This window comes from Bacteroides fragilis (assembly GCF_019583405.1).
GTDB lineage: Bacteria > Bacteroidota > Bacteroidia > Bacteroidales > Bacteroidaceae > Bacteroides > Bacteroides fragilis_B.
Window position 1 is genome coordinate 402,315 of the sequence record NZ_SZUU01000003.1, and the last position, 11,266, is coordinate 413,580.

At 40.8% G+C, this 11,266-nt stretch carries 7 protein-coding genes and 1 pseudogene; 5 read left to right on the forward strand and 3 right to left on the reverse strand.

The genetic code is table 11. The features are described 5' to 3' along the window. Positions 1 to 15: 15 nt before the first annotated feature. Together FDF36_RS09005 and FDF36_RS09010 are read left to right on the forward strand one after the other, a co-directional pair. Positions 16 to 1,851 carry a TrkH family potassium uptake protein gene (locus tag FDF36_RS09005; protein WP_220391105.1) on the forward strand — a complete coding sequence of 612 codons (1,836 nt, stop codon included), beginning with the start codon at positions 16 to 18 and terminating at the stop codon, positions 1,849 to 1,851. Positions 1,852 to 1,866: 15 nt separating this feature from the next. After that, positions 1,867 to 2,553 carry a potassium channel family protein gene (locus FDF36_RS09010; protein WP_220391106.1) on the forward strand — a complete coding sequence of 229 codons (687 nt, stop codon included), beginning with the start codon at positions 1,867 to 1,869 and terminating at the stop codon, positions 2,551 to 2,553. A gap of 96 nt (positions 2,554 to 2,649) precedes the next feature. Here FDF36_RS09010 and FDF36_RS09015 read toward each other — a convergent pair whose 3' ends face one another. Together FDF36_RS09015 and FDF36_RS09020 are read right to left on the reverse strand one after the other, a co-directional pair. Then, positions 2,650 to 4,110, reverse strand: a complete 1,461-nt coding sequence (locus tag FDF36_RS09015; RefSeq protein ID WP_220391107.1) for a catalase — start codon at positions 4,108 to 4,110, stop codon at positions 2,650 to 2,652. Positions 4,111 to 4,581: 471 nt separating this feature from the next. After that, positions 4,582 to 7,119 (reverse strand): glycoside hydrolase family 31 protein, encoded by a 2,538-nt coding sequence (locus FDF36_RS09020; protein ID WP_220391108.1) that lies wholly within the window; start codon positions 7,117 to 7,119, stop codon positions 4,582 to 4,584. A 134-nt stretch (positions 7,120 to 7,253) separates the two neighbouring features. Between FDF36_RS09020 and FDF36_RS09025 the strand changes: the two genes are divergently transcribed. Then, positions 7,254 to 7,799 carry an RNA polymerase sigma-70 factor gene (locus FDF36_RS09025; RefSeq protein ID WP_220391109.1) on the forward strand — a complete coding sequence of 182 codons (546 nt, stop codon included), beginning with the start codon at positions 7,254 to 7,256 and terminating at the stop codon, positions 7,797 to 7,799. Between the two features lie 56 nt (positions 7,800 to 7,855). Then, positions 7,856 to 8,857, forward strand: coding sequence for a glycoside hydrolase family 43 protein (locus tag FDF36_RS09030; RefSeq protein ID WP_220391110.1), 1,002 nt, complete (start codon positions 7,856 to 7,858; stop codon positions 8,855 to 8,857). A 217-nt stretch (positions 8,858 to 9,074) separates the two neighbouring features. Here the strand turns inward: FDF36_RS09030 and FDF36_RS09035 are convergent. Next, positions 9,075 to 9,365 (reverse strand): annotated as a pseudogene (locus FDF36_RS09035) (hypothetical protein); the annotation flags it as partial. Between the two features lie 795 nt (positions 9,366 to 10,160). On the opposite strand from FDF36_RS09035, the gene FDF36_RS09040 reads away from it, so the two are divergent. Continuing rightward, positions 10,161 to 11,126, forward strand: a complete 966-nt coding sequence (locus tag FDF36_RS09040) for a FecR family protein (protein WP_220391111.1) — start codon at positions 10,161 to 10,163, stop codon at positions 11,124 to 11,126. Positions 11,127 to 11,266 lie beyond the last annotated feature (140 nt).

The window sequence follows — 11,266 nt, forward strand, 5'->3', positions numbered from 1 at the left end:
TTAATATGCAATCCGATGAAGATATATCATAAATTCTTTTTATATCAGAATAAATTATTGCAGCCTTACGTACGACTTTTGTTACGATTAATGGCAATCATTACCTATCTGGCCTCCATTATGCTGATAGTGGGAGTGATCTATGAACATGGCTTTACGCTTTCTGCACATGAAGTTACGAAAATACATCTTCTCTATAAGACGGTCTGGATTATATTCTTGATTGACGTCACCCTGCATATATTACTTGAATACAGGGATACGAAAAAGAATTTCCGGAAACTTGCCTGGATACTGAGTTGGTTGTTATATCTGACTCTGATACCTGTCATTTTTCACCGTCCCGAAGAAGGAGGGGCTATCTTGCATTTGTGGGAGTTCTTACACGGCTACTTTTATCACATTATCCTGCTGTTGCTTTTTTCTCTTTTGAATTTATCGAACGGATTGGTACGCCTTTTAGGAAGGCGGACGAATCCTTCTCTGATCTTGGCTGCCAGCTTTTTGGTGATTATTTTAATCGGAGCGGGATTATTAATGTTGCCTCGTTGTACGGTAGACGGTGTTACATTATCGTGGGTCGATGCGCTGTTTACTTCTACCAGTGCCGTATGTGTAACAGGGCTGGTACCTGTTGATGTGTCTGCCACCTTTACTCCGGCGGGACTGACAGTGATCATATTGCTGATTCAGATCGGCGGTTTGGGAGTCATGACTCTGACCAGTTTCTTTGCTATGTTCTTCATGGGAAATACTTCTCTGTACAATCAGTTAGTGGTACGTGATATGGTAAGTTCCAATTCGTTGGGGTCATTACTTTCCACCTTGTTATATATATTGGGTTTCACTTTGGTGATTGAAGGAGTCGGTATGCTGTCCATTTGGTTCAGCATACACGGTACACTGGGGATGGATGTACAAGATGAACTGGCTTTTTCTGCCTTCCACTCTATTTCAGCTTTCTGTAATGCGGGATTTTCTACATTGCCGGGCAATTTGGGTAATCCGATGGTAATGACTAATCATAATTGGCTTTATATAACTGTGTCGTTCCTGATCATTTTCGGAGGAATCGGTTTCCCGATTCTTGTTAATTTCAAAGATATTATTGTTTACCATGCCCGTCGTTTCTGGCGTTTGATTCGTACCCGTCAATGGGACAATCACCGGGTGCACCATTTATTTAACCTGAATACCAAGATTGTCCTGATAATGACTGTCTTATTGCTTGTTTTCGGCACGGTGGCCATTGCAATCTTTGAGTGGAATCATTCGTTTGCCGGTATGTCAATTGCTGATAAGTGGACACAGGCTTTCTTTAATGCCACTTGTCCCCGAACGGCCGGATTCAGCAGTGTCGATTTGACTTCACTCAGTATACAGACCATTATGCTTTATATTCTTCTGATGTGGATTGGTGGTGCGGCACAGTCTACGGCCGGTGGTGTGAAAGTAAATGCGTTTGCCGTGGCCTCACTCAACTTAATTGCGGTTTTGAGAGGAACAGAGAGAGTAGAAGTTTTCGGTCGTGAGTTGTCATACGATTCTATTCGTCGTTCCAATGCGGCTGTGGTTGTTTCATTGGGAATCTTGTTTGTATTTATATTTATTTTAAGTATACTGGAGCCTAAGATGTCCATCATGACCCTGACCTTTGAATGTGTGTCGGCTTTAAGTACGGTTGGTTCCAGCCTGAATGCGACTCCTTTGCTGTGTGACGAAAGTAAGTTGCTGGTATCATTGCTTATGTTTATCGGCCGTGTGGGATTTATTACACTGATACTGGGCATTGTGAAACAGAAAAAGAATACGAAATACCGTTATCCGAGCGATAACATTATCATAAACTAATCAGTTGAATTCATTATGAAATACATTATTATTGGTCTTGGAAATTACGGTCATGTGTTGGCCGAAGAACTTTCTACCTTAGGGCACGAGGTGATAGGGGCTGATTTGGATGAAGGGCGGGTAGATAGCATAAAAGATAAGATTGCCACAGCCTTTGTGATCGATGCGACGGACGAGCAGTCTCTTTCCGTCCTGCCTCTCAACAGTGTTGATATGGTGATTGTCGCTATCGGTGAAAATTTCGGAGCTTCAATTCGTGTGGTGGCTATGTTGAAGCAAAAGCAGGTAAAGCATATTTATGCACGTGCCATTGACGGGGTTCACAAAGCGGTACTTGAGGCTTTTGGGTTGGAGAAGATTTTGACTCCGGAGGAAGATGCGGCCCGGAGTTTGGTGCAGCTATTGGATTTTGGTACAAAGATGGAAACCTTTCGGGTAGATTCAGAATATTATGTGGTTAAGTTCAATGTTCCCGAGAAGTTTGTCGGTTATTTTGTTAACGAGTTGAATTTAGATGAAGAATTCAATTTGAAGTTGATCGGATTGAAGCGTTCCAATACGATCAAGAATTGCCTGGGTATTTCTTTGGTGGAGCACAAGATTGTAAACGAATTGCCGGAAGATGCCAAGATACGTCCGGATGACGTATTGGTGTGCTATGGTAAATATAGTGATTTTCAGAAATTGTGGAAGGCATTGTGATAAGGGTAAATTATAGTGAGATTGTGCTCTTTCTTTATATAAATGCGCCTCAAATGTAACAGAATGACATTTGAGGCGCATATCGAAGAAGTTAGATTATCCTTTCAAGGCTTCTTCCAGATCAATACCTGATGCTTGAGCTACTCCTGTGCCATAAGCCGGATCAGCTTTGTAGCAGTTGCGTACATGCCGTTGTTTGATGAACAATTCTGCGTCACCCATGGCGCGTGCGGTATTTTCAAACAATAATTGTTGTTCATCCGCAGGCATCAGTCGGAACAAATCACCCGGCTGACTGTAGTAATCGTCATCATATTCACGTTCGTTATAGTTGAATACATCTCCATGAACCTTTAAAGGCGGTTCTTTTTTCTCAGGCGAGTCTTGCCATTCGCCATAACTATTCGGTTCATAGCCTTTGGCTGAACCATAATTGCCGTCCACTCGCATTGCTCCGTCACGGTGGAAAGCGTGGAACGGACAACGTGGTTTGTTTACCGGTATCTGCTCTGAGTTTACACCCAATCGGTAGCGCTGTGCATCACCATAAGAAAATAATCGTCCTTGCAACATCTTGTCGGGTGAGAAGCCGATACCTTCAACAATGTTCATCGGATTGAAAGCAGATTGTTCTACTTCTGCAAAATAGTTTTCCGGATTACGGTTCAATTCAAGAATGCCTACATCCTGCAATGGGAAATCTTTGTGTGGCCAAACCTTGGTAAGGTCGAACGGATTGATACGATAGTTATCTGCTTCTTCTTCAGTCATCAACTGGATTTGGAACTTCCATTTTGGGAAATCACCCCGTTCGATGCTTTCGTATAGGTCACGTTGATGCGATTCACGATCTTTGGCAATGATTGCTTCAGCTTCCTGATCAGTCAGGTTTTTAATGCCCTGCATAGTCTTTAGATGAAACTTAACCCAAATTCGTTTGTTTTCTGCGTTTAGGAAGCTGTAAGTATGGCTGCCGAATCCGTGCATGTGGCGATAAGAAGCCGGAATGCCGCGTGGACTCATGGTGATAGTTACCTGATGGAGAGCCTCGGGCAACAAGGTCCAGAAATCCCAATTATTGTTAGCGCTACGCATGTTGTTGCGTGGATCGCGTTTTACAGCATGATTTAAATCAGGAAATTTTAGTGGGTCGCGTAAGAAGAAGACAGGAGTATTATTACCTACCAAATCCCAGTTTCCTTCTTCTGTATAAAACTTCATGGCAAATCCCCGGATATCGCGTTCTGCATCAGCAGCTCCGCGTTCTCCTGCTACAGTGGAGAAACGTACAAAACATTCTGTTTGTTTGCCTACTTGACTGAAAATAGCTGCTCGTGTGTACTTGGTGATATCATGTGTGACGGTGAATGTACCGTAAGCTCCGGATCCTTTGGCATGCATACGGCGTTCAGGGATAACTTCACGGTCGAAATGAGCAAGTTTTTCAATCAACCATGGGTCTTGTAACATAATTGGCCCGCGAGGTCCTGCTGTCTGGCTGTTTTGGTTGTCGGCGATGGGACGACCATTAGCTGCTGTGAGTTTTTTATTTTCCATATAATTTTGATTTTAGCGGAAACAAAGCTTTCAATGATGTGAAGTCTTTTACAGCCCTTCTTCCGTGTTATTACCTGACAAATGTAGAGCTAAATCATTTACCTGTCAAATAGATAATTTCAATCCATAAATAGGTAATATCTATTTCTATCAAAGATATCGATATAACTTGAATATAATAGGTTTTATAAATGTTTTTTTGAAAAGAATTTGATCTTTTATCCGGATTCATCCGGTAAATTAGTAGTTTGGGAAGGAAATAGCCCCAATATGATTTATCACAAGGGGGGAAAGTGGAAATAAATAGGTGAACTTACTGCGAATTTTGTGTTCTTCTGTGATGAATCGATTTTAAGACATACATTATGATGTGAATTATAGAGACAGTGCGTAAAGTAAAGCCTGATGAAACATGGAAACTGTGTATATCGTCGACAGAAATACATCCTGCCGACGATATTGGTGATATTATTATTTCTTCCAGCCGATTGTCTCCATAAACCATTGGCTATTGGTTTCGTTCAGCTTCTGTTCTTTGAGCATTTCCGGCATTTGACTGTAGTTTCTTTTAAACGTTTCTATCAGTTCGTTAAAACATTCCGGTGCGTAGGTTAATGCAATGCTGGTAGCTTCGGTTGCTCCCATAGCAGGCGTCAATACAATTCCGGCATCCCGGTATTTTAAAGCAGTGATTGCTTTGCTGAATCGTTTGAACTGCGAAACGATACCGTCGTTTAATTCCGGAATGGAAGCCGGGTATTGGATTTCTATCGTTTTTTCCTGATCACATGCTGTTTGAGGGATAGTGATCCATAAGGCTAATTCATCGCCGATGTACTCATATTCAGTCTTATTGCCATTAATGGTGATTGTCTCCGGAATGGCAGAACCCAATACCTTGATTTTAAATTGGCGGTCAGTTGGCATATTGCGATAGTTGCCTTGGCGAGGGCCTATTGTTACAGTTAAGTGGTTCTCTTTCCGTTCAGTGGACATCCGGGTACGAGCATATTCATTGGCATAATATTTATCATTACCATTATCTTCATAAAAGGTAAATGAACCATTTTCTCCGGGGAATATGTTTACGATAATCTCTTCGTTATTACTATTAAGATTCTTCACACGGTTGTAAAGTGGCAATATGGAACCGGCTTTTACGTAAACCGGATATTCGGTTAGGGTAAACGAACGTTCTATTATCTGTCCGCCTTTCAATAGGGTTCCGGTGGTCCATTCAAACCAGTCGTTTCCTTCAGGTAACCATACCTTTACAGTAGAAAGTCCGTTCTGCATGGGGGTAGTGATAGGTGCTACCAGAATTTGATCGCCAAACATGTATTCACTCTTGAAATCGTATGCCTCTTTGGCTTCCGGATAATCATAATACATTGGACGACAGATAGAAATGCCGTTATCATAAGTTTCACGCGCCATTGTGTAGATATAAGGAGCCAGTTGATAACGGAACAGAATGGAGTTACGCAATGCTTCGAAATAATCTCCCTTGAAATTCCATAATTCTTTATTTAGAACTGCATTCTTTGTAGAGTGTGTGCGCATTACAGGTGTTAAGGCACCATATTGCATCCAACGGGTAAAGAGTTCCGGGTCGAGTATTTCTTTGTCTCCTCCCTTGAACATGTGGCCTCCGATGTCATGACTCCAGTAGCCGTATAGCACATTGGAAGCGCAGTTGGTAAAGTAAGGTTGGAACTCGAGTGATTTCCAAGAGATGACGGCATCTCCTGAGAAGCCAATCTGATAACGGTGATTGCCCAGTCCTCCCCAGCGGTGGTAGAGCATCGGGCGAGTGTCACGGTTGCGTTCCATGTCTGAGAAGAAAACATAATTGATCCACCAGGTATTGCTGAGGCTGTCTACTTTTTTATCATACATCCATTGTTGCCAATCGAGCCACCAGAAGTCCACTCCCTGTTTTTCCATCGGGCGGAGTACCTTGTTGAACATACCGTTTATAAAGTGTTTGTCCGAAACCACCCAGGGAATACGTTCCTGTTTAGCTGTATCTACTCCCATCCATTGTGCCATTTCCGGATATTTTTCTTCATATGGAGCTACACCATCGGCAGGATGCAGGTTTAGTGTGATTTTCAGGTCATTGCTTTTCAGATAACCCAGAAATTTGGCGGGATCGGGAAATAGCCTGCGGTTCCAAGTCCAGCCTGTCCATCCGCCGAAGCCCGGATCGGTATAATGCCAGTCCATGTCTACTACCAATACATCCAAGGGGATATTATAAGTGTGGAAATTATCTACTAATTGACGCATTTCTTTGTCTGAGTAGCTCCAATATCTTGACCACCAATAGCCGAATGCATAACGGGGTGGAAGAGGTACTTTACCGGCAAATACAGTAAAATCTTTTAAGGCAGCTTTGTAATCATGACCGTAAGCCATAAAATACCAGTCTTGTCCGTCTTTGTGTTCACGTGCTTTTACCCAGGCCCATTCCGAATCATCGAACAGGAAATTCTTTGAATCGTCAATCAAGGTCCATCCATCTGTCGATAGAAGACCGTCTTCCAGCTTCATATCTTGGTGGCTGTATATATTGTGGTCTCCTTCAAAACCATCCAATGTACGGTCTGTCCCTTTCAAATTTCCTTTTTGTATTGTTCCCGGTGTCCATTGAAAGGGGAACATCCCTTTAGCTGATGTGATCGTTAAATTATCTTTCGTAAAGGGACCTTGTCCTTTCTTATATTTTAGTTTCATTCGGGTGGTACTGATCACTACCGTAGCATTTTTATTTTGTACTGTATACTTGGGAACAGGTAGATTGCGGTGGATTGCTACAAAAGAGGGATCGTCGGTAAACGAACCCGAAGGACTCCACTCCATACGGATTACCCCATCTGTCAGGACGCTAAAACGCACGTTTTCATCATGATAGGCTATTGCATTTTGGGGAGTTGCGGCCGAAAGCGAGAAGCTGAACAGAACTCCTTGCAATGCCAATAAAAAATAGACTGTTAAATGTTTCATGTTGTATTTATGTTAGTTTTTCACAAAGATAAGAGTAATATTCATAAATTAGTAATAATGAATTTTAAATCTTTTTATATCTTTGCAACCTGTGTAATAAATATCGCTTCTTTAGCTTACAACAGGATAATAGTATGAAAAAAGACGGTTTCTCTGAAATTTATGATATTTATTTTCCGAAGTTGCTGCGTTTTACCAAGACGTATCTGATTTCGGAAGATGAATCGGAGAATATTGTCCAAGAAATCTTTATTTATTTGTGGGAACACAGAGATATCATTGAGACTCTTCAGAATCTGAATGCCTATCTGTTTACGTTAGCAAAAAATCGTTGTATAGACTATTTTCGTAAGGAGATGGTCCGTGAAGTTTGTAAAGGTTCGCTTTCGGAAATAGAGAACAGAGAACTTCAATTGAAACTGTATTCATTGGAAGCATTTGATAATGATCGTCTTTCAGATGCCGATATTGAAGAAATACTGAATAATGCCATCAATCGTTTACCGGAGAGGTGCCGTGAAATATTTATTATGAGCCGTTTGCAAAATCTCCGTTATAAAGAGATAGCTGAAAAGTTGAATGTTTCCCCCAATACGGTTGAAAATCAGATTGTCATAGCGTTGCGTAAATTAAAAGAAGACTTGAAAGATTACTTTCCCCTCTTTGTTTTCATTATCTGAAAAATATTCCCTATTTTTGTCAAATCATTATTTATTTTTATATTCAAAACACAACAATGAAACACTTAGTTATTTGCATCGCTCTGTTGACAGTCGGTGCTTGCTGCTTTGCTCAGCAAAAGAAAGTGGCTTCTAATAAAGCCACAAGTGGGAACCCTGTATTTCAAGGATGGTATGCTGATCCGGAAGGCATCATTTATGATGATACTTATTGGATTTTTCCAACTTGGAGTGATCTTTACGAAAATCAGACTTTTTTCGATTGTTTCTCTTCCAAAGATCTTGTGAATTGGACGAAACATGCTTCGGTTTTGGACACTACTGCCGTGAAATGGGCTAAGAAAGCGATGTGGGCTCCTTCGGTGATCAGAAAGAATGGGAAATATTATATCTTCTTTGGAGCGAATGACGTTCATGAAGGAGAGATTGGCGGTATCGGCGTAGCGGTTAGCGATCGTCCTGAAGGACCTTATAAAGATTTATTGGGTAAGCCCTTGATTAATGAAATAGTGAATGGAGCACAACCGATCGATCAGTTTGTATACAATGATAATGGACATTATTATATGTATTATGGTGGTTGGGGGCATTGCAATGTTGTACAGTTGAACGACGATTTTACAGGACTCGTTCCTTTTGAAGATGGTACTGTCTATAAAGAAGTGACTCCGGAGAATTATGTTGAAGGTCCGTTTATGTTCAAGAAAGACGGTAAATATTATTTCATGTGGAGTGAAGGTGGTTGGGGAGGTCCCGATTACTCTGTAGCTTATGCTATTTCCGATTCTCCGTTCGGACCTTTTAAACGGGTAGCTAAGATTCTGCAACAAGATCCTTCGGTAGCTACCAGTGCCGGTCATCATTCATTACTGCATGTTCCCGGAACAGATGATTATTACATTGTCTATCATCGTCGTCCACTGAATGATAATGCACGCGATCATCGTGTGACATGCATTGATAAAATGACGTTTGATAAGGATGGATTTATTAATCCTGTAAAGATGACTTTCGAAGGAGTGCCTGCACAAAAGATTAAGAAGTCTAAGAAGAAATAGAATCAATGTTTTGAGGATGTGTAGAAACAAAAGGTTGCACAAGCAAAGCTGATTTTACGAACCGACTACAGATACCGGATTTCTCAAGTCACCGATGGTGATAGTGGACGGTTGTATCTGTAGCCGGTTTTGTTATCGGGTATCGATATTGTAAACGGAGGTGTATTTCACGAAGACGGCTATGCTATAGGCATGTCCGTCGGGCAGAAGAACAGGTATCCGACTTTTTAATCAATAACCGGGTTTCCAAAGGTTCCTTTTGATGATGCATGTAATCGGCCAATGCCAATGCCTGATGAAATTTGAAAACACTCATCATGGGATAATGAATATCATTGTTGACCGTTATCGTATCTTGCCTGTCGATAATGACTGCTATTCCTATTTCGGCTTTTTTCCCTTCTATGGCTTTCTTGAGTTGAGTTTCAAGAGGACTGTTCTGCGCAACTACCAGGGCAGGACATAGCAGAAAGAAGATAATGGATAAATGTATAAGTCTTTTTTGCATATATGATTGGGTTCTTTGTAATACGATCTACAAAGGTATGAATAATAATTTTAGCGGAATTCAATATCACCAAGTATTCTGATTATTCAGTATCCAGTGCAGGAACTGTTTTCTTTTCAAACGCGCCCTGCAGTCTCTCTCATACGAAAAATGCATTTCGATCTTCCATCTTCCACCCTCGATTTGGCAAGTTCGATTCATGGTATGTGATTGATATGCAGATAGATGTATCTGTTATCCTATCCGTTTATACCATTTAAAGCAGTTTGTTTTTTTTAGTATCTTTAGTGAAAATGGTTGGGTTCTTATCTCGTCCCGCATACCCGGGCTGAGATAAAGATACTTTAGAAAGATGTAAAGTGTTTGTTGATAATGCGTTAGGTTCGCTATGGAATCGGCTTGCTCTTTTGGGGTTTTCTATGCCGTTCGTTCTGAACTCCTGCTGACACGGAGTCGGTTATGTAGAATAACTCACGTTAATTCTATAGGTAGATTCTAAAGTACTTTCATCGGTATATGGAGATTATATTCGATTTTAATTTCGTTGTAAGTCAGGTTATGGATGGATTTTATTTCAATCAAAGTATGAACAACCGGAGCCGGGAGGATTCCCGAGCTCATTTGTTCTTTGTTTTTTTCTTATTATTTCAGAAACGGAAAGATATAAGTATTTAATTTTTTTATATTGATTGATAGGGGTTTACCATGATAGGGGAAAAGTTTTTTTTAAAAAAGTCTCTTTTCTTTTAGTGGATTTTAAAAGCTATTACGCCTTATTAATAGAATATCCCCAAAATGAGTGAACTGATAGATAAATATTTTGCAGGAGAGATGACCCGTGAAGAGAAGAAAGATCTCTTCGACCGGATAGAAAGTGATGAGGCTCTGAAGAAAGAATTTCTTCGGATGCAAAATGTAGTGGCGTTAACCCAAATACTCTCCCGGCAAGATGATCCGGAGACCAGCCGTAAAGGGAAACAGCATTTTATGCAACTTCTTTTCCGTAAAAGATTAAAGCGGGCGATAACGGTTTCTTTGAAATATGCTGCTGTTTTCGTGGTATTAGTGGTAGGAACTTTCTATGCTGCGAAGTTCTATTTATCTGAGGAATTCGGAAAAAGTTATACCATAGTTACGGCTCCCAAGGGACAGCGTGTAAAAATAGAATTGCCTGATGGAACCATTGCTTGGCTGAGCCCCTGTAGCCGTCTTCGTTTTGCGGCCTCTTTCAATGAATCGGACCGTAAAATAGAGTTGGACGGTGCTACCTATTTTGATGTGGCAAAGAATCCCGAGAAGCCATTTGTTGTTTCGGCTAAAGGTTACCGGGTCCGAGTGCTTGGAACTAAATTCAATATATCGGCTTATAAGAATAGTACAGAGTTTGAGACCGATCTTGTGGAAGGTTGCGTACATATCTATGATCCGGCGGATATAAGGAACGAAGTGTTTCTACAGCCTAAAGAAAAAGCGGTGTTGTGGGGAGACCGATTGATGAAGCGGGAGTCTGACTTTGATAATGAAGAATATCTGAAGAACGGAGTAGTCAGTTTTCTGTCCGAGCCATTCGGGAGAGTGCTGAATAGTGTCGCTTTATGGAATGATGTGAATATTAAAATAGAACGGTCAGTTAATGCGACGCAGCGGATCTCCGGAAAATTCAGGCAAAGCGATTCTTTGGAGAGTATATTAAAAGCCTTGCAAGGCGCTATGCCTTTCAAGTATAAAATAGTTAGTGAAGAAGAAATAATTATTTATTGATAAATATAATGATACACTTAACTAAAAGCAGATGCCTATGATATAAAAAAACAGTTTGAAGTGAAAAAAAAGGAGGAAATGGTCTGGTACACCTTTCCCTCCCGATAAAGTCAACACATTTGGCAGAGCCAAATAAAAAA